General features: G+C 64.6%; 22 protein-coding genes. 10 read left to right on the top strand and 12 right to left on the bottom strand.

The window, feature by feature from the left end:
• Window positions 1-2 precede the first annotated feature (2 nt).
• The gene (locus tag CEW83_RS06980) at window positions 3-644 is read right to left on the bottom strand and encodes a YitT family protein (RefSeq protein WP_108948706.1); all 642 of its coding nucleotides are present in this window, start codon (window positions 642-644) and stop codon (window positions 3-5) included.
• Window positions 645-913: 269 nt separating this feature from the next.
• Here CEW83_RS06980 and CEW83_RS06975 point away from each other — a divergent pair, with 269 nt between their 5' ends.
• From CEW83_RS06975 to CEW83_RS06965, 3 genes are all read left to right on the top strand, one after another.
• Window positions 914-1,648, top strand: coding sequence for a dinitrogenase iron-molybdenum cofactor biosynthesis protein (locus CEW83_RS06975; protein ID WP_108948705.1), 735 nt, complete (start codon window positions 914-916; stop codon window positions 1,646-1,648).
• A 4-nt stretch (window positions 1,649-1,652) separates the two neighbouring features.
• Window positions 1,653-1,919 carry a hypothetical protein gene (locus tag CEW83_RS06970; RefSeq protein WP_108948704.1) on the top strand — a complete coding sequence of 89 codons (267 nt, stop codon included), beginning with the start codon at window positions 1,653-1,655 and terminating at the stop codon, window positions 1,917-1,919.
• Window positions 1,920-2,007: 88 nt separating this feature from the next.
• Window positions 2,008-2,208 carry a SlyX family protein gene (locus CEW83_RS06965; RefSeq protein WP_108948703.1) on the top strand — a complete coding sequence of 67 codons (201 nt, stop codon included), beginning with the start codon at window positions 2,008-2,010 and terminating at the stop codon, window positions 2,206-2,208.
• Here the strand turns inward: CEW83_RS06965 and CEW83_RS06960 are convergent.
• Genes CEW83_RS06960 through CEW83_RS06940 form a run of 5 tightly spaced genes read right to left on the bottom strand, consistent with a single transcriptional unit; the run spans window position 2,202 to window position 6,642 of the window.
• Window positions 2,202-4,169, bottom strand: a complete 1,968-nt coding sequence (locus CEW83_RS06960; protein WP_420094093.1) for a peptidase U32 family protein — start codon at window positions 4,167-4,169, stop codon at window positions 2,202-2,204. The two genes, CEW83_RS06965 and CEW83_RS06960, sit on opposite strands and share 7 nt — an antisense overlap.
• A gap of 60 nt (window positions 4,170-4,229) precedes the next feature.
• Window positions 4,230-4,625: a VanZ family protein gene (locus CEW83_RS06955; RefSeq protein ID WP_108948701.1), complete on the bottom strand. Its 396-nt coding sequence runs from the start codon at window positions 4,623-4,625 to the stop codon at window positions 4,230-4,232.
• A 42-nt stretch (window positions 4,626-4,667) separates the two neighbouring features.
• Window positions 4,668-5,963 carry a hypothetical protein gene (locus tag CEW83_RS06950; protein WP_108948700.1) on the bottom strand — a complete coding sequence of 432 codons (1,296 nt, stop codon included), beginning with the start codon at window positions 5,961-5,963 and terminating at the stop codon, window positions 4,668-4,670.
• On the bottom strand, window positions 5,960-6,181 hold the full coding sequence (locus CEW83_RS06945; RefSeq protein WP_108948699.1) for a DUF2249 domain-containing protein: 222 nt from the start codon (window positions 6,179-6,181) through the stop codon (window positions 5,960-5,962). Before CEW83_RS06945 ends, CEW83_RS06950 begins: the two co-directional genes overlap by 4 nt.
• Window positions 6,178-6,642: a hemerythrin domain-containing protein gene (locus tag CEW83_RS06940; protein WP_108948698.1), complete on the bottom strand. Its 465-nt coding sequence runs from the start codon at window positions 6,640-6,642 to the stop codon at window positions 6,178-6,180. Before CEW83_RS06940 ends, CEW83_RS06945 begins: the two co-directional genes overlap by 4 nt.
• A 155-nt stretch (window positions 6,643-6,797) precedes the next feature.
• Between CEW83_RS06940 and CEW83_RS06935 the strand changes: the two genes are divergently transcribed.
• Complete coding sequence (locus CEW83_RS06935) at window positions 6,798-8,018, top strand: MFS transporter (protein ID WP_199915222.1); 1,221 nt, start codon at window positions 6,798-6,800, stop codon at window positions 8,016-8,018.
• Between the two features lie 21 nt (window positions 8,019-8,039).
• Here the strand turns inward: CEW83_RS06935 and CEW83_RS06930 are convergent, their stop codons facing one another.
• Window positions 8,040-8,858 (bottom strand): UDP-2,3-diacylglucosamine diphosphatase, encoded by an 819-nt coding sequence (locus CEW83_RS06930; RefSeq protein WP_108948696.1) that lies wholly within the window; start codon window positions 8,856-8,858, stop codon window positions 8,040-8,042.
• 90 nt (window positions 8,859-8,948) lie between these two features.
• Window positions 8,949-10,103 carry an NAD(P)/FAD-dependent oxidoreductase gene (locus CEW83_RS06925; RefSeq protein WP_234419069.1) on the bottom strand — a complete coding sequence of 385 codons (1,155 nt, stop codon included), beginning with the start codon at window positions 10,101-10,103 and terminating at the stop codon, window positions 8,949-8,951.
• A 192-nt stretch (window positions 10,104-10,295) separates the two neighbouring features.
• Here CEW83_RS06925 and CEW83_RS06920 point away from each other — a divergent pair, with 192 nt between their 5' ends.
• A complete protein-coding gene (locus tag CEW83_RS06920; RefSeq protein ID WP_108948694.1) occupies window positions 10,296-13,943 on the top strand; it encodes a DUF748 domain-containing protein in 3,648 nt (1,215 codons plus the stop codon).
• A gap of 14 nt (window positions 13,944-13,957) precedes the next feature.
• On the top strand, window positions 13,958-14,251 hold the full coding sequence (locus CEW83_RS06915) for a 4a-hydroxytetrahydrobiopterin dehydratase (RefSeq protein ID WP_108948693.1): 294 nt from the start codon (window positions 13,958-13,960) through the stop codon (window positions 14,249-14,251).
• Between the two features lie 29 nt (window positions 14,252-14,280).
• On the opposite strand, the gene CEW83_RS06910 is transcribed toward CEW83_RS06915, so the two are convergent.
• From CEW83_RS06910 to lexA, 3 genes are all read right to left on the bottom strand, one after another.
• Window positions 14,281-15,735 (bottom strand): Y-family DNA polymerase, encoded by a 1,455-nt coding sequence (locus tag CEW83_RS06910; protein ID WP_108948692.1) that lies wholly within the window; start codon window positions 15,733-15,735, stop codon window positions 14,281-14,283.
• Between the two features lie 18 nt (window positions 15,736-15,753).
• A complete protein-coding gene (gene imuA / locus CEW83_RS06905; protein ID WP_108948691.1) occupies window positions 15,754-16,383 on the bottom strand; it encodes a translesion DNA synthesis-associated protein ImuA in 630 nt (209 codons plus the stop codon).
• Window positions 16,384-16,594: 211 nt separating this feature from the next.
• Window positions 16,595-17,203 carry a transcriptional repressor LexA gene (gene lexA, locus CEW83_RS06900; protein ID WP_108951246.1) on the bottom strand — a complete coding sequence of 203 codons (609 nt, stop codon included), beginning with the start codon at window positions 17,201-17,203 and terminating at the stop codon, window positions 16,595-16,597.
• A gap of 256 nt (window positions 17,204-17,459) precedes the next feature.
• On the opposite strand from lexA, the gene CEW83_RS06895 reads away from it, so the two are divergent.
• From CEW83_RS06895 to clpB, 4 genes are all read left to right on the top strand, one after another.
• Entirely contained in the window at window positions 17,460-17,930 is a 471-nt protein-coding gene (locus CEW83_RS06895; protein WP_108951245.1) for a peroxiredoxin, read from the top strand.
• Between the two features lies 1 nt (window position 17,931).
• Window positions 17,932-18,417 (top strand): FKBP-type peptidyl-prolyl cis-trans isomerase, encoded by a 486-nt coding sequence (locus CEW83_RS06890; RefSeq protein WP_108948690.1) that lies wholly within the window; start codon window positions 17,932-17,934, stop codon window positions 18,415-18,417.
• A 60-nt stretch (window positions 18,418-18,477) separates the two neighbouring features.
• Window positions 18,478-20,544: a dipeptide ABC transporter ATP-binding protein gene (locus CEW83_RS06885; RefSeq protein WP_108948689.1), complete on the top strand. Its 2,067-nt coding sequence runs from the start codon at window positions 18,478-18,480 to the stop codon at window positions 20,542-20,544.
• 170 nt (window positions 20,545-20,714) lie between these two features.
• Window positions 20,715-23,297: an ATP-dependent chaperone ClpB gene (gene clpB, locus CEW83_RS06880; RefSeq protein WP_108948688.1), complete on the top strand. Its 2,583-nt coding sequence runs from the start codon at window positions 20,715-20,717 to the stop codon at window positions 23,295-23,297.
• Between the two features lie 87 nt (window positions 23,298-23,384).
• Here clpB and CEW83_RS06875 read toward each other — a convergent pair whose 3' ends face one another.
• Window positions 23,385-26,663: an EAL domain-containing protein gene (locus CEW83_RS06875; RefSeq protein WP_108948687.1), complete on the bottom strand. Its 3,279-nt coding sequence runs from the start codon at window positions 26,661-26,663 to the stop codon at window positions 23,385-23,387.
• Window positions 26,664-26,690 lie beyond the last annotated feature (27 nt).

Here is a 26,690-nt window from a genome sequence, read left to right as displayed (position 1 = left end):
GCTCAGATCCCGAAATAACGCCCGGGGCGGTGATTCACAGCAATGACGAAGTTCACCGCCACCGCGCCGAGCACCGAAAGCCCGACCAGCCGGGCGTCGACCGCCAGCAGCGCGAGCGCCATGATCACGCAGTCCGCCGCCATCTGCACCCAGCCCGCGCGCCAGCCTTTGCGCTGTTGCAGGTAGATCGCCAGCACGCCGACCCCGCCCAGGCTGGAGCGGTGGCGGATCAGCATGAGCAGGCCGGTACCCGCTAGCAGTCCGCCCATGATCGCGGCAAAGACCGGGTCGACGTGGGCGATGCTGAGCATGCTGGGCAGATACTCGGTGCACACCGAGAGCAGCAGCACGGTACAGAAGGTCTTCAGCGTGAACTCGCGTCCGAGTGCGCGCAGCGCAAAGATGTAGAAGGGCAGGTTGATCGCGAAGAAGGCTGCGCCGAAGGGCAGGTCGAAGGCGTAGTGGATCAGGAAGGCCAGACCGGCCGTGCCGCCGGTGAGCATGCCCGCGTCGCGAAAGAACGAGATCGACAGGGCCAGAAACAGCGTGCCCACGAGCAGGGCTTGCACGTCGTCTAGCGGGCTGTGGCGGGCGCTCAGTTCGGCAGGGGCTTCCGGAGCGGACTGAGAGGGCGCGTTCGACATGAAGATCCGATGGTTGAGTCTTGCCCCGATGATAGCGCGCTGTTTGCTGCAGCGCAGTCCGTAGCATCCACGGCACGCCTTTCACCGCTCGCCATGTCGTCATTGTTGGTGCGATACCGGTGTTTGTCGAGAAACGCACAGTCTGCATGTCTGATCCACGTTTATTAAGTCCATTGAAAACAGACGGATAGGGTGCCGGAGCGGAGCTGGCGATGCTGGCACTCAATCTGCTGGAGGGAGCACCACCCCGATCAAGAGGAGTCTTCCCCATGCAAGAGAGCGCAATGCCCATCACCCGTGACGCCGCGCTGCGCGTCGCCCTCGCAGCCCGGTCGATGCCGGGCATCACCCTGCCGAAACTGATCGATGTGCTGCAGAACCGGATTGGCAGCGAGCAGATCGACACCGACGATCTGCGTACGGTGACCGTGACGGATCTGAAGACGGCCTTTGCCAGCGTGGATGGCGAGGAGGATGGCGAAGACATCGGAATCGGCCTGGAGGCGATGAAGCTCGCCGTGCGCATCCTGTGGGGCGACACCCAGGGCGAGCCCTTGCCGCCGGTGCAGGCGTTCGCTGAGGGCGACATGAAGGGGTCGGTGCGGGTGGCGCTCGCCTCCGACAGTGGCGAGGCGCTCAACGGGCATTTCGGGTCCTGTATCCGCTATCTGGTCTATCAGGTGTCGGCGACCGAAATCCGCCTGGTGGACATCCGCGACGCGCTCGAGGCCGATTTTGCCGACGACAAGAATGGCTTTCGCGTGCAGCTCATCTCCGATTGCCATGTGCTCTACGTCGTCTCCATCGGTGGTCCGGCGGCGGCGAAGGTGATCAAGGGCAATATCTACCCGATCAAGCGTATCGAGGGCGGACCGGCGATGGAGGTGATGGCCGAGTTTCAGGACATGATGAAGGGCTCGCCGCCGCCCTGGCTGGCCAAGATCCTGGGTGTCAGCGCCGAGCGGCGGCTGCGAAACTATGCTGCGGCGTCGGTCGAGGAGTGAGGTCGTGGCCGACAAGGACTACCCGCGCATTGTCTCCGAGCTGATCGCCAATGCCATTGCCACCAGCCGGATTGCCGGCGAGAACGGCCGCATCACGCGCCTGGTGGCGGGCAGTATCGGACGTTTTGCAAGCGAGCTGAAGGTGGGGAACGAGGCCGGCAAGGCCGATGCACTGCTCGCCCATGCACGTGACCTGCTGGCAGAAAACGACGGCGCAGAGGTCGTGCCCGCACTCACTGCTGCGGTCGAGGCGCTGGCAGCGGCGCACTGAGTCGGGCTGCATTCGCGCTCGTTTGCCGGTGGCGCGGGTTAGAATCCGCGCCCCGAAGCCAATTTGCGGCCACCCTGCCGCCGCCGTCATGGAAGAGCGCATCGAACGCCTCGAATCGAAGCTGATGTTTGCCGAGGATCTGCTCGACGAACTCAATCGCACCGTCTACCGCCAGCAACAGCAGATCGACCTGATGCAGCAGCATCTGCGGCAACTTGCGCAGCAGATGCAGGCCGTTCAGCCTCCCGGACGTCTGAGTCCGGAAGACGAAGTGCCGCCGCACTACTGAACGGTAACGCCCGCACCGGGGCGCGTGGGATGGAAGCTGATCTTCTGCGGTGCGATCTGTGCCTGCAGCCTGGCGACGTGCGGCTTCAGTTCGCCCATCACGTGCATCTCGCAGCGCTTGCAGTCGAAGCGCAGCGTGAGGGTCTCCTTGCCGTTGACCAGGGTCATCGGGTCGGGGCGGATGCCTTTCACTTCCTTGGGGCACAGGTTGAAGCTGTAGCGCAGGCAGTGCTTGGTGATCATCACTGACACCTCGCCGTGCTCTTCATTGGCCTCGTAGGCCGCGTCGATCAGCTTGACGCCGTGTTTCACATAGAAATCACGCGCCTTTTCGTTGAGGACGTTGGCGAGATAGCTCAGCGAGTCGTCCGGGAATGGAACGGGCGGTTCGACCGGCGCCGCACGCGGCGGACGGGCGTGGGCCTGCAGGCGCGCAGCTTCCAGCCGTTCGACGGCGTCACGACGCAGCGCATTGAGCGCCGAGGCCGGCAGGAAGGGCGCGTCGGCGACATCGAGCGTGATTTCCTGTGCCGTGAAGATCGTGTTGCCAAGCTTGGCAATGTGGTCGCGGATCGTGCCCAGTGCGCGTTCGGCCTGTTGAGCGGCTTCGTGGGCGGCCTGAATGGCGGCCGTTGCGGTCACGCCGTCCGCGTCGCTCAGAGTCAGCGCGTAGCCATCGGAGGTCTTGAAAAAGCGTGCGTCCACCGTGATGCGGCGATCCGCGGATTTCTTTTCCAGCGCACGCTCGAAAGCCTGATCGTGGTTGCGGAACACCGAGATGCCAGGCACCAGGTCGGCCGGCAGCGCGTCGGCAGTAAAGATGCGATCCACGCCTTCGCCTGCCGCGTCGTGCTCGGCACGGTTGATGCGCAGACCGGTGAGGTCGCCCTTGGCGTCGTACCAGGTGAGGCCGTCGCCGTTGTGGATCGGCGCCACGCGCTCGATCTCGAAGAACTTGCCGGCCTTGGTGTCGATGCGGGTCACGCGACCGATCGCCTCTCCGACGAACTTGGGCGACTCGAAGGCTTCGATGCCGTGCTGACGCTTGTTGGTGAAGTAATCGGTATAGCCGCGGTTGAAGGTCTTCTCCGCCTGCGGTATGAACAGGAAGGTGCTGCGCCCGCTCGAGGCGCGCTGCCATGCGGGGCCGTCGGCATCGGGGTGTTCGATGATCTCGTCGAGCAGCTGACGGTAGTGCGCGGTGATGTTCTTGACGTAGGAGAGGTCCTTGTAGCGACCCTCGATCTTGAACGAGCTCACGCCGGCCGCAGCCAGGGTGCGCAGGTTGGCGCTCTGGTTGTTGTCCTTCATCGACAGCATGTGCTGGTCGCGGGCGATGATGTTGCCGTCCTTGTCGGCCAGGTCGTAGGGCAGGCGACAGGCCTGCGAACACTCGCCGCGGTTGGCGCTGCGTCCGGTGTGGGCATGGCTGATGTAGCACTGGCCGCTGAAGGCCACGCACAGTGCGCCATGGACGAAATACTCGAGCTGGCACTCGGTGGCGGCGGCGATCTTCTTCACCTCATCCAGCGTAAGCTCACGTGCGAGCACGATCTGCGAAAAACCGACGTCCTGCAGGAAGCGGGCCTTGGCCGCGTCGCGGATGTCGGTCTGGGTGCTGGCATGGAGCTGGATCGGGGGCAGGTCGAGTTCGAGCAGGCCCATGTCCTGCACGATCAGCGCGTCGGCACCGGCGTCGTAGAGTTGCCAGATGAGCTTGCGCGCATCCTCGAGCTCATCGTCACGCAGGATGGTGTTGAGCGCCACGAACACCTGCGCATGAAAACGATGGGCATGGGCGGCCAGGCGGGCAATGTCGGCGACCGTGTTTTCCGCTGAGGCACGTGCGCCGAACGACGGGCCGCCGATATAGACGGCGTCTGCCCCGTGGGTGATGGCTTCGATGCCGAAGTCGGCATTCTTGGCCGGGGACAGGAGTTCGAGTTGGTGACGGGCGTTCATCAGCGGCGCGACTTCAAGGTCTTGATCGGAAAGGCCGTAATGATACCGGTTCGCGAATCTTCAGGCTTGGTTTCGTGCACCGGCAGTGCTCGACGCCAGTGCCGGGGGCGTGCCAAAGCGGGCCGCAAGCAGGCGGGCCGGGATGGCGGCGAGCAGCACGCCGATGGCGTCGGCAACCCAGTCCCACAGGTCACCGAAGCGGTAGTCGGTGAAGGACTGCGCCACCTCCATCGCCGCACCGTAGGCGAGCAGACCGAGCACCAGCTGCGGCATGCGATCCGGCCAGGCAAGGCTGCCCAGCACCATCAGCACGGCGAACAGCACGGCGTGTTCGATCTTGTCCTGCCAGCTGACGATCTGGACGACATCGGGTGCCGGTTGCAGGGCGAGCCAGAACACGGCGACAAGGGCGAAGATGAAGAGGCTGCGGCTGAGGGCGGGCGGGATACGGAGCATGAGCGGGACGGGTGCCTGAGGTCGGAACAGGCGCCGATCTTATCAGGCTGGTGTGACGGCGCGCTGTGGCGTGGGGGCGTTTGCCCGCCACATCCTGACGACATGGAGGAGGTTGAGCATGAGCCAGCCGAACTCCACAATCAGCGCGAGTCCCGCAAGCGCTCCCAGCGCTGGCGCCAGTGCAGCAGCAAGCAGCGCTGCAAGCGCAAGCACGTGCATCCTGAGCTGTGCTTTGGCGCGCGCATCCGGGAGCATCTTCTTGACGTTGGGTGCCTTGACCTTGGCCTGGGTGAGATGCAGCCACGCCAGAAAGGGCACGATCTTGTACAGCATGGCGCTGGTGGCGCCGCCCAGGCCACCGTGCAGGACCAGGATGCCGGCCAGCACGGGCCAGTGCTCAGCATCGGAGAAATGCGGAAAGGCGAGCAGGCCGGCGCCGGCAATCAGGGTCACCATTGCCAGGCGGAAGGCGCGAAAGGATGCGTCGGGTGTGCTGCGTCGCGTGCGCGCCTGCTGGCGCAGCGTGATGCCGGCAAAGCAGATCACGGCGGCGATCAGGGCAAGCGCGAGCACGATCGCGGTCTGGTCGAAGCCGGTGATACTGAGCACGGACCATGCGCACAGCAGGCCGAGGATGGCGGGGGCCCAGTAACGGGTAAGCGCGACCGGATAGGCGGGCGTGATCTGGAACATCGGGACCACCACCCAGCTCACCGCCGCGAGGAGAATGCCGGCCCAGCCAAGCAGCGCCCAGCCCGCGTGCAGATTGACCTGAGTCGTGAAGGGCAGGGGAAGCGCAGCGCCGCCGCTGAGCCCGAGTGCGATCGAGAGGCCCAGCACGACGGCGAGTGCAAGGCCGGTGAGCGAAAGGCGCAGATCACGCGGCGTGTGGCTTGCCATGGACGACTTTGGCGCACGAATGATGGCAACGGTGGCGCAGCCGAGAAAGCCGAAAATGCTCAGCCCGAGGAGTGCCGCGGCGCCGATCAGCACGACCGGCAGGCCGAAGCCGAGTCCGGCCGCAAGTCCGGCCGCACCCAGACTGAGCCCGACGTGGGTCAGTCGGGCGGTGAGCAGCGGTGCGGGCAACGCCGCCCCGGCGACCACGGGCATGATCTGGATCAGCGCGCCAAGCATGATCTGCAGCAGGAAGCCGACTGCAAACAGGTGAACCACGGCCAGGGTGCCCGGCGTCCAGCGCGATGCAAGCAGGCCGCTGTCGCCGATCAGCACCAGCCCGGCGACGATGCCGAACAGCGGTGCGGTGAGAAAGAAGCGTAGCGGTGCCAAAAACGGCGGCGTTGCCTCATAGCCCAGGCCGGGGTTGGCGCCGCTCATGGGCGCTCGATCAGGACCTCGACCACTGCGTCGTCACGAACCGTCGGGGTATAGCGGTAGCCGTCGCGATCGAGGATACGGAACAGTGGATGGGGCATGCGGTCGAGCAGCAGCGTGACTGCCTGACCGGGGGCGAGGTCGGCCACGGCCTCCATCGCCATCTCGAAGGGCACGGGGGGTTCCATGCCGCGGGCGTCGACGATCGTCGGTGTGTTCATGCCATGGCTCCGGGGGCTGTGCGGGCATGCAGGGCCGTATCGAGCGTGCCTGCCAGTTCGCCACTGCGGTCGGCAAGGCGGGCATCGCACATCGGGTACAGCATGTTTTCTTCCTTCATGTTGTGCTGCTGAATCATGATCATCAGGGTTTCGGCTTCGCCCGCAAAATCGTCGCCGTCGCGGGCGTCAATTGCGGCCTGCATGCTGTCAAGAAAGGTTCGCATCTCGGCATGTTCGGCCCGCATCACCGCGGTGGGGCCGCCGTGCATGCCGGTCGCGGCTTCGAATGCGGGGAAGAGGTGTTCTTCCTCCGCCAGGAAATGTGCGTTCAGCGCCGCGGCGAATGCCGACATGGCAGTTGCGGCGGCAGGCCAGTCGCCCTTGGCGACGAGGGTCTCGAGCCGGGCAAAAACGTGGTCGCAGGCACGGTGGTCGTCGGTCATCAGGCTGGAAAGGGACATTGGCAGAACTCCTCTGGAATGTCTCGATTCTCCGCATCGATCCCTTTACAGCCTTGACGCGGGTCAATATCGTGAACATGCCGCTGGATTCCGCGGGCGCCCCTTGATGGTGCAAAACGTGCAGAATGCCGCCTTTGCCGAACGGATTCCCCGAAATGAGTCCTGCCCAAGCCCCAGGCGCCTGGGGGCGGATTTTCCTGCCCTTTGCGCTGGGCTATTACCTGTCCTATCTGCTGCGTACGGTCAATGCAGTGATTTCGCCCACGCTGACGGGCGAGCTCGGCCTTTCCGCCGCCGATCTCGGGCTGCTGACCAGCACCTATTTTCTGGCCTTCGGTCTGGCACAGATTCCGGTGGGTATTGCGCTCGACCGCTTCGGTCCGCGCCGGGTCGAAGGCTGTCTGATGCTGCTGACCGCGCTGGGCAGTGCCGCCTTTGCGATGGGCGATTCGCTTACCGGTCTCGGTGGTGCGCGCGCGCTGGTCGGGGTTGGTGTGTCGGCCTGCCTGATGGGGGCGCTGAAAGGCTTCGCAATGTGGTATCCGGCCGAACGACAGAGCTCGATGACCGGTTTCATCATGGCCGCGGGTGCGCTGGGCGCGCTCACTGCAAGCGCACCGGTCGAGGCCTTGCTGCCGTTCATGGGGTGGCGCGGTGTGTTCTGGACCATTGCCGCGCTTGCGCTGATGATCTCGCTGTGGATTTTCCTGTCCTTGCCCGACGAGGCCAGCCACGGGGACAACGAGCGTCTGCTCGATGCCTTGCGCGCGGCGGTGCGGATCTTTCCTGCCCCTGCATTCCTGAAATTCGCAGCGTCGTCGATGTTCTTTACCGGCGGCTTCATGGCCATGCAGAGCCTTTGGGCCGTGCCCTGGCTGATGAGCGTAAACGGGCTGTCGCTGGCCCAGGCCGCAGGCTATCTGGTAGCGCTCAATGTCGGCATGCTGGCGGGGCAATTGTCCATTGGCCTTCTCGGTGTGCGCCTTGCAACGCGCGGCGTGCGCCCGCTCAACCTGATTCAGTTCGGCTATGCGGGCATGCTGAGCGTGCAGCTCTGCATCCTGTTCGATCTGGGTCCGCTGGTGGTGCTGTGGTTTCTGCTCGGTGCGCTGTCGTCGGTCAATTCACAGACCTACCTCGCAACCGCCTCGAATTTTCCCCGTCAGGTGTTCGCGCGCGTATCGACGGCAATCAACCTGATGGCGTTTGCCGGTGCCTTCGCCGTGCAGTGGGGCCTGGGTTTGGCGCTTGATGCCTTGCAGCTGGCGGGGCAGACACTGTCTGCATCGCTGAGCCTCGCTTTTGGCGGCCTGATCGCAGTCCAGGTGCTCGCCTATTTGCCGCTGTTGCCGTGGCGTCGGGCGCAACCGGGCTGAGCGGCCCGCGTGCGGCCAGGTTCAGGCGCTGACTGCGGCCTCCTGTTCCCGCTCCGGTGTCTGTGCGGTGGGCGCTGGCAGTGCTTTCTGTGCTGTGGGCTGGGCGCCCCAGTGGATCAGCTCAAGCCGGCCGTCGAGATGCTCGACGATGGCCGTGCAGCTGTCGACCCAGTCGCCGCAATTCACATAGGTCAGCCCATCGACCTCACGCATGCTCGCCCAGTGAATGTGTCCGCAGATCACGCCATCCACGCCGCGCTCGCGCGCGCCGTGCATCACCGAGTCCTCGAAGTCGAAGATGAAGCTGACCGCGGTCTTGACCTTGCGCTTGGCGTAGCCGGCGAGCGACCAGTAGCCGGAGATGCCCAGGCGGCGCCGGATGCGTGACAGTCCGCCGTTGATGCGGACCAGCGCGTTGTAGGCGACGTCACCGAGTACCGCGACCCAGCGATGATGGCGGGTGACCTGATCGTATTCGTCGCCATGCAGCAGCAGGAAGCGCCGCCCGTCCGCGGTCTCGTGAATCCAGTCTGACTCGAGGCGGATGTCACCGAATGTGGTGCCGATGTATTCGCGCAAGGCCTCGTCATGGTTGCCGGGAATGAAGACCACCTGCGTGCCCTTGCGCGCACGCCGCAACACCTTTTGCACGACGGTGTTCTGGGTGCTGGTCCAGTGGATGCTTCTGCTCATTGCCCAGAAGTCCACGATGTCGCCAATCAGGAAGAGATTCTCGGAATCGTGGTAACGCAGGAAATCGAGCAGACGTTCTGCCTGGCAGCCGCGCGTGCCGAGGTGGATATCCGACAGAAAGATCGAGCGAACCTGTTTTTCCTGCATGTGCGGCCTGGGGCGATGGGGTCGCCGTCAAGCGTGGCGCAGGCGTGTGACAGGGTGATGAATGTCTGGCCGGGGCCGGGTGTGCCCGGCTCAGGCGTGCTGGCCTGCTGCGTAACCGGATGACCACGCCCACTGGAAGTTGTACCCGCCGAGGTGGCCGGTCACGTCCATGACTTCGCCCGCGAAGAACAGGCCGGGTTGCTTGCGCGCTTCCATCGTCTTTGACGACAGTGCGTTGGTGTCGACCCCGCCGAGCGTGACCTCGGCCTTGGCATAACCCTGGGTGCCGGAGGGCACCAGCTGCCAGTCGGCAAGGGTGGCGGCAATCTGGCGCAGATCCGCATGGCGGAACGCGTTGACCGGCTTCTCCCAGCCTTGCAGCGCGCACAGTGCGTGGGCGAAGCGTCGGGGCAGGCGCTCGGACAGCAGGTTGGCGAGCAGGCCGCGCTCGCTGGCATGCGCCATCAGCCATTCCTCGGCATCGATTCCGGGCAGCAGGTTGAGGCTGACCGGTGCCCAGTCATCCTTCTCATAGGCCTGCGCCTGCCAGTAGCTCGACGCCTGCAGGATGGAGGGGCCTGACAGCCCGCGATGCGTGATCAGGGCGGCCTCGCGAAAGGCGGGGCCGCGGCAGGAGGCTTCGACCTCGAAGGAGGCGCCGGCCAGCGGTGCCAGCAGCGAAAGTGTTTCCGGGGGTAACGTGAGCGGCACCAGCGCGGGGCGGGGTGCGATGACGGGGATGCCGAATTGCTCGGCGATACGGTAGCCGAAAGGGCTGGCGCCGATCTTGGGGATGGAAAGCCCGCCGGTCGCGATCACCAGGCTGTGGGCGTAGAATCGACCCATGGTCGTGGCGATGACGAATCGATCATGCTCGTCCGATGTGCGTTCCACTGCCTGCACGCTGGCCGGCATGGCCCACTGGACTGCCCCGTCTTCGCATTCGGCGCGCAGCAGATCGATGATCTGTTGCGCGGAATCATCACAAAACAGCTGTCCCCAGTCGCGCTCGTGATAAGAAACCCCATGACGTTCCACAAGGTCGATAAAATCGCGCGCCGTGTAACGCGAGAGCGCCGAGCGGACGAAGTGCGGATTGCGGCACAGAAAGTGTTCCGCAGCGACGCGACGGTTGGTGAAGTTGCATCGCCCGCCGCCCGAGATGCGGATTTTCTCGGCAAGTTTGGGGGCATGATCGAGCAGCAGTACGCGCCGGCCGCGCTGGCCTGCGGTCGCTGCACACATCATGCCGGCGGCGCCGGCACCGATTACAACAAGGTCGAAACGCTGGTCAGCCACAATCGCGCCCGGTGCGTTGAAAGCGGCGCAGAATACGCCCGGTGACGACCGGCGGCAAACGTACTGACGATTTTCGGGGTTCGCCCCGGGGTTTCACAGGTCGATTCATAACGGTTTTCGAGCACATGGAGCATGTGAATGTCTGATTCAACCCCCGGCCCGACGCAACAACCCCGTCTGCAGCGGTTCATCCGCCCGGCGAAGTGGGGAGTGGGTGTCTTGCTGGCCGTGGCCGTGATCGGGTTTGGCGTGGTGCCGCCAGTGGCGCGGCACTATGCAACCAAGATCCTGGGTGAAACACTGGGGCGTGAGGTTTCGATCGACGGTGTCCTGTTCAACCCCTTTACCCTCGCAGCGGAAGTTCGCGGGGCAAGGATCATGGCCGCTGACGGGCAGAAGCCCGACCTGTCCTTCGAGCGTCTCAACCTCAATCTCGAACTCGAATCCATCATCCGCGGCGGTCCGGTGCTGCATGAGCTCTCGGTCGACGGCTTGCAGCTTGCGCTGACACGCCTGCCGGCGGGCAGACACAACTGGTCAGACGTCGTCGAGCGCCTCGGCGAACAGCCCGAGAGCGAGGGGGAGTCGCGCTTCTCGGTGGGCAACATTCAGCTCACCGGCGGGCGCATTTCGGTAGATGACCAGGTCGAAGGTCTGCAGCACGAACTGTCGGACATCAATATCGGCATTCCCTTCGTGTCCAATCTGCCGGTCAAGGTCGATGTGTTCGTCGAGCCGTCGCTGTCGGCCATGCTCAACGGCAAGCCGCTGGGCATCAGTGGGCGCACCAAGCCCTTCACCGAAGAACGGGAGACCGTCGTCGACTTCTCGCTGAAGGACTTTCAGCTGCCCGAGTGGATGCCTTACCTGCCGTTCGATCCGGCTTTCAAGCTGCCTTCGGGGGTGCTCGGTGCCGACATGCAGCTGAGCTTCAGTCAGCCGGTGGATGCTTCACCGGTGGTGGCGCTCAGCGGACAGGTACAGATCGACAAGCTGGAGGTTCAGGACAAGGCGGGTGCGCCGGTGCTGACTGTGGCCGAGTTCGGTATCGAGCTGGCTGACGTACAGCCTATGGTGAACCGCTTCCAGTTCAGCAAATTGCGCCTGATGCAGCCTGAGCTCAATCTCGTTCGCCTCGCCGACGGCGGCATCAACGTGCTGCAGTTGCTGCCCAGGTCTGCGCCGGGCGAACAGGCGACGTCCGCCAAGGCGTCTGCAAAGACACCCGCGAACGGGGCAAGGAAGGCCGCGGAGGCCGGTGCTGAAAAAACCGTGGCCGCCGCGCAGGATGGTGCCAGGCCCGCTGCGCCGGCACCGCTCGATTTCCTGCTGGCGTCGGCGCGAATTCGTGATGGCGTGGTCCGCTTCGAGGATCGCAGCGTACCGGGACCCTTCCGCACCCGGATCGAGGCAATCAACCTCGACCTGCGTGACCTGTCGACCATCGGAGACATGCCGGCGGAGATCCGCCTGGACTATGTCAGTGACGCCGGCGAGAAGCTCAGCCACCAGGACAGCCTGCGGCTCGAGCCTTTCGAGCTGGATGGCAACCTGATCGTCGAACAGCTGCAGCCTGCCCGCTATGGTCCCTATCTGGCCGCGGCGATGCCTGGCGGCGAGATCCGTGGCGGCCGTCTCGACGGCTCGATACGTTACAAGCTTGCCCTCAAGGGCGGTGAGCCACAGATCGAAGTCAACGCCGAAACCCTGAACCTGAAGGATTTCGTGCTCGGTCTGAAAGGCGACAAGGGCGCTGCACTGAAGCTGCCGCAAGTGAACGTGAGCAATGCCCAGGTACTGGTGGCCGAACGCAAGGTCGTCGTAGGCGAGTTCGGGGTGAAGGGTGCGGCAGTGTCGACCGTTCGTCAGCGCAATGGCGACTTCGACCTGATGGCGCTGGCAGGCAAGGCCGCGCCGGCGAAACCTGCGGCCAAGGGGGAGGCGCCATGGTCGGTCACGGTCAGGAAGCTCGCGCTCGAGGACGCATCGCTGCGGGTTGATGACCGCAGTGCGGGCAAGCCCGTGGTGCTTGAGGCCGAGGGCATCGCGCTCAAGGTGGAAAACTTTTCCACTGACAAGGGGGCTGAACTCAAGCTCGACCTGAAGAGCCGGATCAACAAGCGCGGCAAGCTGGGCGTGTCGGGGACGGCGGTACTCGATCCGCTGAAGACGTCGATGGCACTTGACCTCGACAACGTCGATCTGCTGCCCCTGCAGCCGTATGTGCTGGAAGAAACCAAGATCGCCATTTCGCGCGGAAGTCTGTACGCGAAGGCGAAGCTTGCGCTGGAGTCAGCGCGTGACGGCATCAAGGGGCGGCTGACTGGCGATGTCGGCGTCGCCAACTTTTCCTCGATCGATCGCCTGAATGCGACCGATTTCGTGCGCTGGGGCAGCCTGAGCCTGAACGACATCGATATGCGCCTGGCGCCGTTTGCGCTCGAGGTGCGCGACATCGCGCTCAACGACTTCTATACCCGCCTGATCCTGAGCGACCAGGGCAAGCTCAACCTGCGCGAGATTCAGGCCGGAACCGAGGAGGCCGAGGCCGAGCGGCAGAAAGCCGAAGCAGCACTTGCCGACGGCAAGGCGCAGGCCGACATGCCGCCGATCAAGATCGGCCGGATCCGGGTCAAGGGTGGCAACATCGCCTTCAGCGACCGTTTCGTGCGCCCCAACTACGACGCCAACCTGACCGGGATGGCGGGGGAGTTGTCCGGACTGTCTTCGGACCCGACCACGATTGCCAAGCTGACGCTGGACGGCAGGGTCGACAATTCGGCGCCGGTATCGATCAACGGCGAGTTCAACCCCTTTCGGCAGGATCAGTACCTGAACATCGGTGCCTCGGTGAAGGATTTCGAGCTGACCGGTTTGTCGAGCTACTCGGGCAAGTATGTCGGCTACGGCATTCAGCGCGGCAAGTTGTCGGCAGAACTCACGTACAGGATCGAGGAGCGCAAGCTCACGGCGGGAAACCAGATCTTCCTCGACCAGCTCACCTTCGGCGAGGCCGTCGACAGTCCGGATGCGGTCAACCTGCCGGTGCAGCTGGCCGTGTCGCTGCTCAAGGACAGTCGCGGTCAGATCAATCTTGATCTGCCGGTGAGCGGCACCATGGACGACCCCGAGTTCAGCGTGTTCGGACTGGTGGTGAAGGCGCTCTTCAATCTGGTGGGCAAGGCGATCACCTCGCCCTTCGCGCTGCTCGGGTCCGTGCTTGGAGGGGGCGAGGAGCTGTCCCAGGTCGAGTTCGACTCCGGTGTGTCACGTCCGGGTGAGGCGCAGCAGAAAAAGCTGGCGACGCTCGCCAAGGTGCTGGTCGATCGGGCCGGCTTGCGGCTCGACATCACCGGCTTTGCCGATCCTGCGAGCGACCCCGAGGGCATTCGCCGCGCAAAGCTGCTTGATCAGGTGCGTGCGGTCAAGCTCAAGGCGATGGTCAAGAGCGGACAGTCTGCGCCTTCGCTGCAGAATATCGAGATTGCTGAGGACGAGTACGCCGCCTTGCTCGAAGAGGTCTATGACGACACCGAGATCGAGAAGCCGCGCAACTTCCTCGGTGTCGCCAAGAGTCTGCCGGTTGCCGAGATGGAGGCGCTGCTGTTGCCGACGATGACGGTGGGCGACGAGGACCTCAGGTTGCTTGCGCAGCAGCGTGCGCAGAATGTGCGCGAGTGGCTGGTGACGACGGGCAAGGTGCCGCCCGAGCGCGTTTTCATGGTCAAGCCCACAGCGGCAAAGGCCGAGGCTGGCGGAAGACTGGTGGTGTTTTCCTTGCGTTGAAGCGGGAGGGCAGGATGAAACTCAGCGATGCGGAACGAACCGCCGCTCTGGCCGGCTTGCCCGGCTGGAAGATGGTGGATGGGCGGGATGCGATCGAGCGCGAATTCAGGTTTGCGGATTTCAATGCGGCTTTCGGTTTCATGAGCCGGGCGGCGTTGCAGGCCGAAAAGCTGGATCACCATCCGGAGTGGTCCAATGTCTATAACCGTGTGCATGTCGTGCTCAGCACGCATGACGCAGGCGGACTTACTGCAAAGGATGTGGCGCTGGCAGGGTTCATGAACGGACTGCTCCCGCCTGCCTCCTGATGCATGGGGGCTCTGCAGGGCGTTGAGGCTCAGCCGAAGTAGCCCTGCAGGTACCAGTCGTGTGGCGGGTCCAGTTCGCGGAATACCCACCACAAGCCTTCGTCGGCCGTTTGCGCGAGGTAGTAATCGCGACGGATGTCATGCCCGTCCCACCACCCCTGTTCGATGCGCTCCGGCCCTCGCAGCAGGTAAAGCTTGCGCGGTGCATCGATCCGGCGCGGCCTGGTCAGCAGCCAGAGCGGCCGGGTGGCGCCGGCAGGCGTGTCTGCATTTCGAGCCGGGCGGGGTGAGATCGTGCCCAATGCGGTGCTGCGCCAGGCGCACTCGGGGCGGCGGTCCGGAACGATGCTCAGCTGCCTCACACAGTCTTCTCCCAGCCGTGCCCGCAGGCGGTCCAGCAGCAGCAAGGCGTTTTCACGTTCGGTCGCAGGGTCGCCGAAGAGGTCGTCCGAGCGGGCGGCCAGCGCACGTGGTGCGTCGGTGCTCAGCGTCATGCCTTCCACCGCCGATGGCAGTTCGAGTACCGCCAGCCGTTCGCGCGCGAGCAGGTTGAGCCTGGCTTCGTCGCGACTCGGCATGCCGGTGAGGATGTCGAGCACGGTGTCCTCGCCGCGTTCGTGCTGCAGGCTCAGGCGGCAGTGGTCGATGCCGGTGTGTCGTGCGGCGAGCCAGCTCGGCAGGCCGGCAAACAGGCGCCGGGCGGCGAACATCAGGGGCTCGGTATTGACGGTTGCCGCGGGCAGGCTGAGCTGGGCCGTGTAGCGCTCGGGCGGGATGAACGCCGGGCGCAGGTCGTGGCATTCGCCGTAGGCACGGGCAAGGGTTTCGCTGACCGCCTGCGCCTGACGACGGGCGAGGCCTGCTGCGGGAAGCGCACGGACTTCACCCAGGGTACGCAGGCCGAGGTCATGGAGCAGATCGAAGCTGCTCGTGCTGATCGCGCCGTCGTCGGCAAGCAGTTCCAGCGGCAAGGCATCGAGGCGGGCGTGCCAGTCCGGTGCAGGTGTGACGACAGACTGCGGATCATGATGTGCATGGCGCGCGAACCAGCGTGCTGCCAGCGGTGTGGGTGCGCCCGCGCTGCAGGCATCGAGTCCCTGCTGCTGCAGTCCGTCTAGCAAGGCGGCTTCGAGGGCGTCGAGTCCGCCGAACAGGCGCAGGCTGGAGGCGACCTCCAGCAGGATGCAGTCGGGTGGGTCGAGGCAGACGCGGGAGGCAAACGCACCCGACCAGGCCGCCAGCTCCTTCAGCAGGGCGGCTTCACGCTCAGGAGTGCGTGGCACCAGGCGCAGCGTCGGCAGCATCGCGAGCGCGCCGGCGACGCCCTGGCCGGGCTGTATGCCCTGTGCGCGGGCGTCAGGCGTGGCGGCGATGACCTGAGCGCTGGGCCTGTTCTCGGTAATGGCGAGCAGGCCGGAGGCTGCCAGGCCGCGAATGTGGACCTGCAGGGGCAATTCGGGAAGGATCAGGGCCAGCCACAGCACGTCGGGATGCCTGCGGAGTCAAGGCCGGTCGCCGTGCAGCGGCAGCACAACGGGGGCGTGTGCGAGCGGGCCCTTGCGCTTGAGCAGGTCGATGCGCAAGGCACCCTGCTGGGCCGAGAGTGCCAGCCGCAGCGGCGCCGGTGAGGGCTGGCGTGCGGTGGCCAGTGCGCGGAACAGGAAGAGCGGGGTCGAGCCTTGTTCGGCCGCCAGTTGCAGGCGACGCAGGCCGGCGCTGTCGATCTGCGGCAGCCACGCCAGCACGACATGGCAGCTGGCCGAGCCAAGGGCCTGGCGGGCGGCCCAGACGGCTTCTCCGGCGGTGGCCGGGGTCAGCAGCAGCAGCGATCCAAGATCGACGCCGGCAGCATGGAGTGCCGGGGCATAAGGCATTTGTGGCGGGGCAATCCAGACCTGCCAGCGCGCCGGTCCGGATTGGCGCAGCAACGGCATCAGCAGCGAAAGCTCACCTACACCGCGCTGGTCTGCCAGCAGTTCGGTCATCGCGGCGCCCGGCCAGCCGCCGCCGGGCAGCTCTGCATCAAGCGCGGCATGGCCTGTCGGCAGTACCGGGCCGCCCTGATGTGCGAGTTGCCGTCCCTGCCAGACCAGTCCGGCAGGAAGCGTGGCGAGTGCGGTGTGAGTCGGCATGGCGGCAGCGTGTGCTCAGGTCGATGTCGGTCGGTGGGGCGTGCGGCGCGCGTCCGTGGAATGAATAAGCATGTGCTCCGGAAGCCTCTGGCGGATAGCGGCAGACGCCGGGTGGCACAAACCGGACGGCTTGCTGTCCGGGCAGAACGCCCCCGGCATAACGGCGTTTTCAGGGGCGGGCTGCAGCGTTGCGGGCAGCGCGTCCCGGTGCTCAGTTGTCCTTGCGGATCAGGCCGACCATGATGCCTTCGATCACAAGTTGCGATCGTTGCGGGTCGACCACGATCGGTTCAAAGTCGGGGTTTGCCGGCAGCAATTCCACGGTACGGCCTTTGCGCTGCAAGGTCTTGACCGTGACCTCGTCGTCGATGCGGGCCACCACGATCTGGCCGTTGCGCGCCTCGCCGGCCCGATGAACCGCAATCAGGTCGCCATCGAGAATGCCGGCGTCGCGCATGCTCATGCCGCGCACCCGCAGCAGGTAGTCGGCGCGGGGGGAGAACAGCGTCGGGTCGAGCTGGAAACGTTTTTCGACATGCTCTGCGGCGAGGATCGGGCTGCCGGCCGCAACCCGGCCGATCAGCGGCAGGCCCAGCGCCTGCGCCAGCCGGATGCCGCGGGCGCGTCCTTCCTCGAGCAAGATTGCGCCCTTTGCTGCCAGTGCGCGCAGATGAGTTTCTGCCGCATTGGGAGAGCGGAAACCGAAAGCCGTACACACTTCGAGACGGGTGGGGGGGCGGCCCTCGCTCTCCACCGTCTGGCGGATGAAATCGAGTATTTCCTGCTGGCGTGCAGTCAGGTGTTCGCTGCGGGTGCTCATGGCCATCTCCTGATTGTTGCTGTAATTTTAAACAGTAAAGTGCGGTGTGCAAATCTTTATCAGCAAACGGCGAATGACGCACTGCGTCTTGAGCATGATGCAGGACTGGGCTATTGATGACTCAGGTACGTATTTCCGTCACCTGGCCGTGCCAAAACCAGAAAGGAGCGACATCATGTTTGTTGAGCCCCGATCACAGTCCGGTAGAGTTCGCACCGCCACTCCGCTAGAATCCGCTGAACGTCAGGGAGAATTCATGCTTCAGAGCGGAGACACTGCCCCCGCTTTCACCTTGCCGGACGCGGATATGGAGACTTTCGACCTCCTGTCCACGCGCGGCAGGCAGCGTGTGATTCTCTATTTTTACCCGCGTGACAACACTCCGGGGTGCACGCTTCAGGCGGCCGACTTCAGTGACCATGAAGACGAATTCGCCCGTTGCGACTGCATCATCGTGGGTGTCAGTCCCGACGACGCCCTGACGCATGCCGAGTTTCGCGATCAGCACGGACTGTCCGTCCGGCTGCTCTCCGATACCGATGCCGAGGTCGCGCGTCTTTACGATGTGTGGCAGGCCAGGGAAGTCGACGGGGTAAAGAAGATGGGCGTGGCGCGGACAACCTTCGTCATCGACAAACAGGGTGTCATCCGTCACGTGCTCCGTGATGTCACGCCCCGCGGCCATGTGGCTGCGGTTCTAAAATTGGTCAAGGAACTGGATACATAGCATGCAAACGGAAATTGCAAAGAACAGCGTCGTCACCCTCAAGTACACCGTGACCGACCCGGACGGTGCGGTGATCGACGATGGTCAGCATCCGCTGGTTTATCTCCATGGTGGTTACGACGGCATCTTCCCGACGCTGGAAGAAGCCCTGCACGGCAAGAAGGTAGGCGAGAACTTCAAGATCAAGCTGCAACCCGAAGACGCTTTCGGTGACTACGACGAAGAACTGGTGCTGGTGGAAGATGCAAAGCTCTTCCCGGACAACATCGAAGTCGGCATGTCCTTCGAGCGCGTGAGCGAAGACGGCGAGGAAGAAATCATCTACCGCATTACCGACATTGCCGAAGGCAAGGTGGTGGTCGATGGCAACCATCCGCTGGCCGGCGTGGCGCTGATCTTCGACGTGACGGTGGCCGAAGTGCGTGCCGGTACTGAAGAAGAGATTGGCCATGGACACGTCCATGGTGCTGGCGGACATCATCACTGATCGTCTGACGGGCCGCGGTAGCGGCCCTTTTCATATCTGCTTCCGGATGGCCCCCCCTGAATGAGTGGCACGACGCCCGATGTATCCGTCCCGGGCGCGGCGCCCCTGCTCGACGTGCGCGCGCTCAAGGTGGCCATTCGTGCCGCCGGCGGAGATGTCCGTCCGGTTGACGGCATCAGCTTCTCGATAGCCGCAGGCGAGACCTTTGCCCTGCTCGGTGAATCCGGCTGCGGCAAGTCGATGACGGCGCTTGCGATCAGCCGCCTTCTGCCCGACGCCGCCAGAGTCGACGGGGGCGAGCTCGGTCTGGCCGGCGACGACCTGCTGCGGCTGCCCGAAACGCGGATGCGTTCGGTACGCGGCGGGCGTATCGGCATGATCTTCCAGGAGCCCGCCACCAGTCTCAATCCGGTCATGACGATCGGCGACCAGATCGGCGAAGCCCTGCAACTGCATCGCAAGCTGCGCGGCGCCGAGGCCCGTGCCGAGGCCCGGCTGCTGCTCGAATCCGTGGGGATTCCCGGTGCCGATGCCCGGCTCGACGACTACCCCTTCCAGTTCTCCGGCGGCATGAAGCAGCGGGTGATGATTGCGATGGCGCTGGCCGGTCGCCCCGAACTGCTGATCGCCGATGAGCCGACGACTGCGCTCGATGTGACCATCCAGGCTCAGGTGCTCGATCTGCTGGCGGGGCTGCAGGCAGAACGCGGCATGGCCATGCTGCTGATCACGCACGATCTCGGCGTGGTGGCGCGGATGGCCCACAGGGTAGGGGTGATGTACGCCGGCGAGCTGGTTGAGACCGGTCCGCGCCAGGCCTTTTTCAACACGCCACTCCACCCCTATGCACGCAAGCTGTTCGCGGCGCTGCCCGACGGTGCGCGCCGCGGCACCATGCTCGATGCGCCGGTTGGAAGCGTGCCTGCGCTGGATCAGGATTTCGTCGGTTGCCGCTTCGCCGATCGCTGCCCGCAGGCGTTTGACCGCTGCGACGACGAATCGCCTGGCTGGCAGCAGATCGGCGCGCAGACCGTGCGCTGCCATCTTTACGACGGCGTCAGCGTGCCGCGACCCCTGCACCGGGCGGAGGCCGGCGATGTCACGTCGGCAAGCAGAAGCGAGGGGACGCCGCTGATCGAGGTGCGCGACCTCGAAGTCCATTTTCCGGTGCGCAAGGGGCTGTTTCGCAGCGTCGTCGGGCAGGTGCGGGCCGTCGACGGTGTCAGCCTGGCCCTGAGTGCCGGGCGCACGCTGGCCCTGGTTGGAGAGTCCGGCTGTGGCAAGACCACCGTGGGCAAGGCCATCCTGCAGTTGAACCAGAGCACGGGCGGCGCGGTTTTCTACAACGGCGAGCGTCAGACCGGCCTCTCGCGCGACGCCTTGATGCCGATGCGACGCGGCGTGCAGATGGTGTTTCAGGACCCGTTCGCATCGCTCAACCCGCGCCTCCGGATCGGTGAAATCATCGAGGAGGGCATGCTCAGCCTCGGTGTGGCGGGCGATGCCGCATCACGGCGCAAGACGGTCGATGCCCTGCTGGATCGTATCGGGCTGTCACCCTCCATGCGCTGGCGTTATCCGCACGAGTTCTCCGGCGGTCAGCGCCAGCGCATTGCGATTGCGCGGGCGCTGGCCGTGTCGCCGAAGGTGATTGTCTGCGACGAGCCGACCAGCGCGCTCGATGTCTCGGTGCAGGCACAGTTGCTGAACCTGATGCGCGAGCTGCAGCAGGAGCTCGGGCTGGCCTATCTGTTCATCACCCACAACCTCGCTGTGGTCGAGTATCTGGCCGACGAGGTGGCGGTGATGTATCTCGGTCGCATCGTCGAGCACGGCCCGGCGGCGCGCGTACTCGGCGCACCGGCACATCCTTACACCCGTGCCCTGCTTGCGGCGGTGCCGAAGGTCAGCGCCGGTGCGGACGCTCACCAGCCGGCAATGACGGTCTCCGCCGACTTGCCCTCGCCTCTGGATCCGCCTGCAGGTTGCCATTTTCATCCACGCTGCCCGCTTGCCAGCGACATCTGTCGTGCAGCCTATCCGGCCGAGCAGAGCATGGGCGGCGGGCACAGGGTTCGTTGCCATTGGGCAGGGGCTGAGGTGCAGGCGCTGCGCAGGACAGGCTAGGTCAGGCGCGCAAATGCGGGGCGGTGCTCTCATCGTCCGCTCTGCGCACAGACGCCCCGATTCGGGTAGCGGGCTTGCTGTTTTGGCCCCAAGTTCAGGGTTTGGGGGCTTGAAGCACGGAGGATGCGCCCCACATAGGATTCAACCCGAATTCACCAAGGATGTCAGCCATGCGCTTCGACAAGCTTACGACCAAATTTCAGCAGGCCCTGAACGATGCCCAGAGCATTGCACTGGGCAACGACCAGCAGTTCATCGAGCCACAGCACCTGTTGCTGGCCATGCTCGGCCAGGACGACGGCGGCACGGTGTCGCTGCTGCAGCGCGCCGGCGTCAATGTGCCGCCGCTCAAGGCCGCCCTGCAAAAGGCCCTGGAGCGACTGCCCAAGGTGGAAGGCCACGGTGGCGAGGTGCAGGTCGGGCGCGACCTCAGCAACCTGCTCAATCTCACCGACAAGGAAGCGCAGAAGCGGGGTGACCAGTTCATCGCCAGCGAGATGTTCCTGCTCGCACTGAGCAATGACAAGGGCGAAACCGGTCGTCTGATGAAAGAGCACGGGCTCTCGCGCAAGCCGCTCGAGGCCGCGATCGAGGCCGTTCGCGGCGGCGCCAGCGTCGGCAGTCAGGATGCCGAGGCACAGCGCGAGTCGCTGGCAAAATACTGCCTCGACCTGACCGAGCGTGCGCGCTCGGGCAAGCTTGACCCGGTGATCGGCCGTGACGACGAGATCCGCCGTGCCATTCAGATCCTGCAGCGCCGAACCAAGAACAATCCGGTCCTGATTGGCGAGCCTGGCGTGGGCAAGACTGCGATCGTCGAGGGCCTGGCGCAGCGTATCGTCAACGGCGAAGTGCCGGAGACATTGAAGGGCAAGAAAGTGCTCTCGCTCGACATGGCCGCACTGCTGGCCGGTGCCAAGTACCGCGGCGAATTCGAGGAGCGCCTGAAGGCTGTGCTCAAGGAAATCGCGCAGGAGGAAGGCCAGGTCATCCTCTTCATCGACGAAATTCACACCATGGTCGGTGCAGGCAAGGCCGAAGGTGCGATGGATGCGGGCAACATGCTCAAGCCGGCGCTGGCGCGTGGCGAGTTGCACTGCATCGGCGCCACGACGCTGGATGAGTACCGCAAGTACATCGAGAAGGATGCGGCGCTCGAGCGCCGCTTCCAGAAAGTGCAGGTCGACGAGCCGACCGTCGAGGCGACCATCGCCATCCTGCGCGGTCTGCAGGAGAAGTACGAGATCCACCACGGTGTCGATATCACCGATCCGGCCATCGTCGCCGCGGCCGAGCTGTCGCATCGCTACATTACCGACCGCTTCCTGCCGGACAAGGCCATCGATCTGATCGACGAGGCCGGTGCGCGCATCAAGATGGAAATCGACTCCAAGCCCGAGGTCATGGACAAGCTCGACCGTCGCATGATCCAGCTCAAGATCGAGCGCGAGGCAGTGAAGAAGGAAAAGGACGAGGCCTCGAAGAAGCGGCTGCAACTGATCGAGGACGAACTCGCCAAGCTGCAGCGCGAGTACAACGACCTTGAGGAAGTGTGGAAGGCCGAGAAATCCCGGGCCTCGGGCTCTGCGCACATCAAGGAGGAAATCGACCAGCTGCGTGCGCAGATGGCCGACTTCCAGCGCAAGGGCCAGCTCGACAAGGTGGCCGAGCTGCAGTACGGCAAGCTGCCGCAGCTCGAGGCCCAGCTGAAGATGGCCGAACAGGCCGGCGAGAATGCGACTCCGAACAAGCTGCTTCGCACCCAGGTGGGCGCCGAGGAAATCGCCGAGGTGGTGTCACGCGCAACGGGTATCCCCGTGAGCAAGATGATGCAGGGCGAGCGCGAGAAGCTGCTCAAGATGGAAGAGCGTCTTCACGCCCGGGTGGTGGGGCAGGACGAGGCGGTGCATCTGGTTTCGGATGCGATCCGTCGTTCCCGCGCCGGTCTGTCGGATGAGAACCGGCCCTATGGCTCCTTCCTGTTCCTTGGCCCGACCGGGGTGGGCAAGACCGAGCTGTGCAAGTCGCTGGCCGAGTTCCTGTTTGATTCCGAGGAGCATCTGGTCCGCATCGACATGAGCGAATTCATGGAGAAGCACTCGGTGGCGCGTCTGATCGGTGCCCCGCCGGGATACGTTGGCTACGAGGAAGGCGGCTATCTGACCGAGCAGGTGCGGCGCAAGCCCTATAGCGTGATCCTGTTCGATGAGGTCGAGAAGGCGCATCCGGACGTGTTCAACGTGCTGCTGCAGGTGCTCGACGACGGCCGCATGACCGATGGGCAGGGGCGCACGGTGGACTTCAAGAACACGGTGATCGTGATGACGTCCAACCTCGGCAGCCAGATGATCCAGCAGATGGCGGGCAGCGACTACGGTGTGGTCAAGCTGGCGGTGATGGCCGAGGTGAAGACCTTCTTCCGCCCCGAGTTCATCAACCGGATCGACGAGGTCGTCGTGTTCCACTCGCTCGACGAGAAGAACATCGCCGGCATTGCGAAGATCCAGCTGCAGTATCTCGAGAAGCGTCTGGCGCGTCTGGAGATGAAGCTCGAGGTCAGCGATGCGGCACTGGCCGACATTGCCTCGGCGGGCTTCGATCCGGTGTTTGGCGCGCGTCCGCTGAAGCGGGCGATTCAGGAGCGGATCGAGAATCCGCTGGCGAGGGCCATTCTCGAAGGTCAGTTCGGTGCAGAGGACCGCATCCGGGCAGACATCGAGAACGGACAGATCGTGTTCTCGCGCATGCAGTAGGATGGAGCAGGGCGGACGCGCGATCGTGTCCGCCTGAACCCCATGCCGAAGTGCCCGCCCGGTTTGCCGGCGCGGGCATTTTTTCGTTCAGGCCGGCTGCCGTCTGGCTTCGGTCCAGGCTTCGAAGTCCGCGATGGTGAGCGGCCTGGAATACATGAAGCCCTGCAGTGAATGGCAACCGCGGGCAAGCAGGTAGTCACGCTGCTCGACGGTTTCGACGCCTTCGGCAACCACTTCGAGGCCGAGGTCACGCGCCAGCGACAGTGTGGCAGAGGTCACCGCGGCGTCTTCCTGGTCGCCGGGCAGGTCCCTGACGAAGGAATGGTCGATCTTCAGGCGCCGGATCGGCAGGCGCTTCAGATAGGCCAGGCAGGAGTAGCCGGTGCCGAAATCGTCCAGCGCCAGCGTCAGCCCCATGTCGCGCAACTGCAGCAGCCGTCCGGTCAGTGCTGTACCCGGCTGCATCAGCGCGCTTTCGGTAATCTCGAGTTCGATCCGCTGCGGATTTGCGCCGGTGTCGGCAAGCGCGCGTTTCACCGTATCGACGAAGTCGGGCTTGAGGAACTGAAGGGCGGATATGTTGATCGCCATCCGCAGCTCGCTCATCGAGCTGTTTTGCCATTGCGCCTGCTGGCGGCAGGCCTCGCGCAGCACCCATTCACCAAGCGGCCCGATCAGGCCGGAGTCTTCCGCAACGGGGATGAACTGCAGCGGCGGCACCAGGCCGAGATCGGGATGGTTCCAGCGCACCAGCGCCTCACATCCGTTGACCTGCCCACTGCGGGCTTCGATCTGCGGCTGATAGTGCAGCACCAGCTCATTGCGCTCGATACCCCGCCGCAACGCGTTCTCCAGCATGAGCCGCTCGAACGCGCGCGCGTTCATGTCGGGCACAAAGAACTCGTATTGATTGCGGCCCGCGGCCTTGGCGCCGTACATCGCCGTATCCGCATGCTTGAGCAGGGTGTCTACGTCCTCGCCGTCGGCCGGGGAGAGGGCGATGCCGATGCTGACCGATGTGGACAGTTCGTGATCGTCGATGTGAATCGGGGCTGCGAGCACTTCAATCAGCTTGCGCGCGACCTGTGCGGCATCGTCCGAGTGAGGCAGGCGTGGCAGCAGGGCGACGAACTCGTCACCACCAAGGCGGGCAAGAATGTCCTCTTCGCGCAGGCACCCGGCCAGGCGCCGCGCAACGGCTGCCAGCAGCCGGTCGCCGACGGGGTGGCCGAGCGAGTCATTGACGGTCTTGAAGTTGTCGAGGTCGAGGAACAGGATGCCCAGGAGGTCGCCGTTGCGGTGTGCCGAGATCAGCGCCGTTTGCGCCTGATTCATCCAGGCGCTGCGATTCGGTAGCCCGGTGAGTGGGTCGAAATGAGCGAGGTATTGAATATGGGCTTCTGCCTCTCGCTCGGCACTGACGTCCTGGACAGTGCCTCTCAGGTGGTGCCGGCTGTCGGCTTCCGGGGTGCTTTCGATCTGGAACTGGAGTACATGACCCGGTGATGCGCCAAGGTCGCAGTCGAGCGTGACCCGCCCGGCTGTTTCGGTCGCCCGGGCGATTGCGGCCTGCAGTCGTTCGCGGTCGGACTCCTCGACGCAGGCAACGAGGTCGGTGAGCGTGCGAAGCGTTGCCGCGTCGCAGTTCAGGACCTGATGGAGCTCTCCCGAAACCTGCAGGGTTCTGCCGTCGCTGCCGACCTCCCAGCTACCCAGCCGGGCGATGCGCTGTGCTTCGGCGAGTGCGTCCTGCTGGGCGCGAAGGCTGTCGCTTGCGGTTTTAAGTTCTTCGGTGCGCCGATCGACCAGGCGCGCAATGCGCCGGGTGTTTCCCGTCGTGATCAGCAGAAAGGCGCCCAGCATGCCGATCGCGAGCAGCCCCACGGCAACGGTGCTCCACGCGGCCCAACTGCGCATTCCGGCGATGTACTCGGGCGTCGCGCTCAGGCGCAGCTCCCAGTTGCGCCCAGCAAACAGGATGGGCAGTGCGCGGCGCACCCCCTTGTGGAGCCAGGCGTCGGTTTCGCAACCGGCCGCGCCGGAGAGGCGGCGATTGTCGGGGCTGCCGTCGGCATCGATCAGGCACAGTTCGATACCCGTGCGTTTTGCCAGCTCTCGCGCCGTGGTCATTGAGTCGTCCATGCGGAAGGCGCCGGAAACGACCCCTAGCAGTGGCCGTGGCTGATCAGGGCCCGTCGTTTTTCCAAATGCCGCGAGATAGACGACAACGCCGCGCTGAACCTGTTCCTCCTGCACCAGGCGGATCGCCTCCGAGGCAACCGGCATTCCGGTGCGGCGCGACGCATCAATCGCTCTGGCGGTCGTCGGCAGGGACGCCGGGTCGAGACCGAGCGCGCTCAGGTTGGCGGCCAGCGGTTCGACAAAGGTAATCGGGAAGTACTCCTCGGCTTTCAGCGCAGGAAAGGTGCGCCCTTCGGCGTCACGTCCGAGAATCCGGAAGTCACGCTGGCCCGTGTTCCGGACTGACTGCTCGAAGCGCATTCTTTCGGCATGGCGGACGAGCGGATTCCAGCCGAAGTTCTGTGTCCCGGGGTAGCGCTTGAGCCATGGGGTGACGAAATCATGAAACTCGGCACGGGTGACCTCTTCACTGACGACCATCAGGCGCTCGATCGACTGCATCATGTCGATCTGCACTTCGAGGCGTTTTCGCACTCCGCTGGCGACGTGCTCGACATCGCGGTTGAACTGGGTCTGCACTCGCAGGGCTTCCCAGTTGCGGACATTGTGAAACGCGAAGGCAAGCAGGGCGATGGCGATGCCAAGGGGCACGATGACACCAAGTCTGCGCGAGCGCCAGTCTTCGGCCGGCTGACCAAAGAGCACGAACATCACCGGGGCGGCGATGATGACGCCCATGGTGTCGCCGATCCACCAGTTCCACCAGCTGAAGGCAATATCGTCAGCACCAATGGTGCCTGAGGCATACAGCAGCGGTATGGCCAGAGATGGGCTGATCAGACTGCTTGCCGGCGCAACCACGCCGAGAAAGCGCAGGATCTGGCGCGGGGATCCCAGCGGATTCGGAAAGCCGATCAGTCGCTGTGCCAGCCATGCGCCGAATACGGCCTGGATTACGGCGCCAAAGGGCACGAGCGCAAGCGTCCACCCGATGGACTCTGGCCCACCGCTCTGCATCTGCGCGTTCAGGTTGACCAGCAGGGAGCCGAGAAAAATCGCGGGCCAGAGCCGGTGGCCGAAAATCAGCAGGCCGGTGAGTGCAATGCCTGCTGCCGGATAGAAGGGGGCTGCATAGCCGGGCGGGACGGCAAGCTGAAGCGCAAGCCAGCCGGCGAGGGTATAGGCGAAGGCGAGCGCTGCAAGCCGGAATGGGTGGGCGAACATGGCGCGAAGTATATCGAAGCGACGTCG

This window comes from Parazoarcus communis, from assembly GCF_003111645.1.
GTDB lineage: Bacteria > Pseudomonadota > Gammaproteobacteria > Burkholderiales > Rhodocyclaceae > Parazoarcus > Parazoarcus communis_A.
The sequence above is the reverse complement of the archived record's forward strand: the minus strand, read 5'-3'. Positions and strand labels throughout refer to the sequence as shown.

What these genes read in the sequence shown, in the direction of transcription:
- CEW83_RS06955 (WP_108948701.1), bottom strand. Translation starts at nt 4,625, where the DNA reads ATGCTCCGTATCCCGCCCGCCCTCAGCCGCAGCCTCTTCATCTTCGCC.
- lexA (WP_108951246.1), bottom strand. Translation starts at nt 17,203, where the DNA reads ATGAGCACCCGCAGCGAACACCTGACTGCACGCCAGCAGGAAATACTC.
- CEW83_RS06965 (WP_108948703.1), top strand. Translation starts at nt 2,008, where the DNA reads ATGGAAGAGCGCATCGAACGCCTCGAATCGAAGCTGATGTTTGCCGAG.
- CEW83_RS06940 (WP_108948698.1), bottom strand. Translation starts at nt 6,642, where the DNA reads ATGTCCCTTTCCAGCCTGATGACCGACGACCACCGTGCCTGCGACCAC.
- CEW83_RS06915 (WP_108948693.1), top strand. Translation starts at nt 13,958, where the DNA reads ATGAAACTCAGCGATGCGGAACGAACCGCCGCTCTGGCCGGCTTGCCC.
- CEW83_RS06885 (WP_108948689.1), top strand. Translation starts at nt 18,478, where the DNA reads ATGAGTGGCACGACGCCCGATGTATCCGTCCCGGGCGCGGCGCCCCTG.
- CEW83_RS06980 (WP_108948706.1), bottom strand. Translation starts at nt 644, where the DNA reads ATGTCGAACGCGCCCTCTCAGTCCGCTCCGGAAGCCCCTGCCGAACTG.
- CEW83_RS06950 (WP_108948700.1), bottom strand. Translation starts at nt 5,963, where the DNA reads ATGAGCGGCGCCAACCCCGGCCTGGGCTATGAGGCAACGCCGCCGTTT.
- CEW83_RS06895 (WP_108951245.1), top strand. Translation starts at nt 17,460, where the DNA reads ATGCTTCAGAGCGGAGACACTGCCCCCGCTTTCACCTTGCCGGACGCG.
- CEW83_RS06875 (WP_108948687.1), bottom strand. Translation starts at nt 26,663, where the DNA reads ATGTTCGCCCACCCATTCCGGCTTGCAGCGCTCGCCTTCGCCTATACC.
- CEW83_RS06975 (WP_108948705.1), top strand. Translation starts at nt 914, where the DNA reads ATGCAAGAGAGCGCAATGCCCATCACCCGTGACGCCGCGCTGCGCGTC.
- CEW83_RS06930 (WP_108948696.1), bottom strand. Translation starts at nt 8,858, where the DNA reads ATGCAGGAAAAACAGGTTCGCTCGATCTTTCTGTCGGATATCCACCTC.
- CEW83_RS06920 (WP_108948694.1), top strand. Translation starts at nt 10,296, where the DNA reads ATGTCTGATTCAACCCCCGGCCCGACGCAACAACCCCGTCTGCAGCGG.
- CEW83_RS06960 (WP_420094093.1), bottom strand. Translation starts at nt 4,169, where the DNA reads ATGAACGCCCGTCACCAACTCGAACTCCTGTCCCCGGCCAAGAATGCC.
- CEW83_RS06890 (WP_108948690.1), top strand. Translation starts at nt 17,932, where the DNA reads ATGCAAACGGAAATTGCAAAGAACAGCGTCGTCACCCTCAAGTACACC.
- imuA (WP_108948691.1), bottom strand. Translation starts at nt 16,383, where the DNA reads ATGCCGACTCACACCGCACTCGCCACGCTTCCTGCCGGACTGGTCTGG.
- CEW83_RS06925 (WP_234419069.1), bottom strand. Translation starts at nt 10,103, where the DNA reads ATGTGTGCAGCGACCGCAGGCCAGCGCGGCCGGCGCGTACTGCTGCTC.
- CEW83_RS06945 (WP_108948699.1), bottom strand. Translation starts at nt 6,181, where the DNA reads ATGAACACACCGACGATCGTCGACGCCCGCGGCATGGAACCCCCCGTG.
- clpB (WP_108948688.1), top strand. Translation starts at nt 20,715, where the DNA reads ATGCGCTTCGACAAGCTTACGACCAAATTTCAGCAGGCCCTGAACGAT.
- CEW83_RS06935 (WP_199915222.1), top strand. Translation starts at nt 6,798, where the DNA reads ATGAGTCCTGCCCAAGCCCCAGGCGCCTGGGGGCGGATTTTCCTGCCC.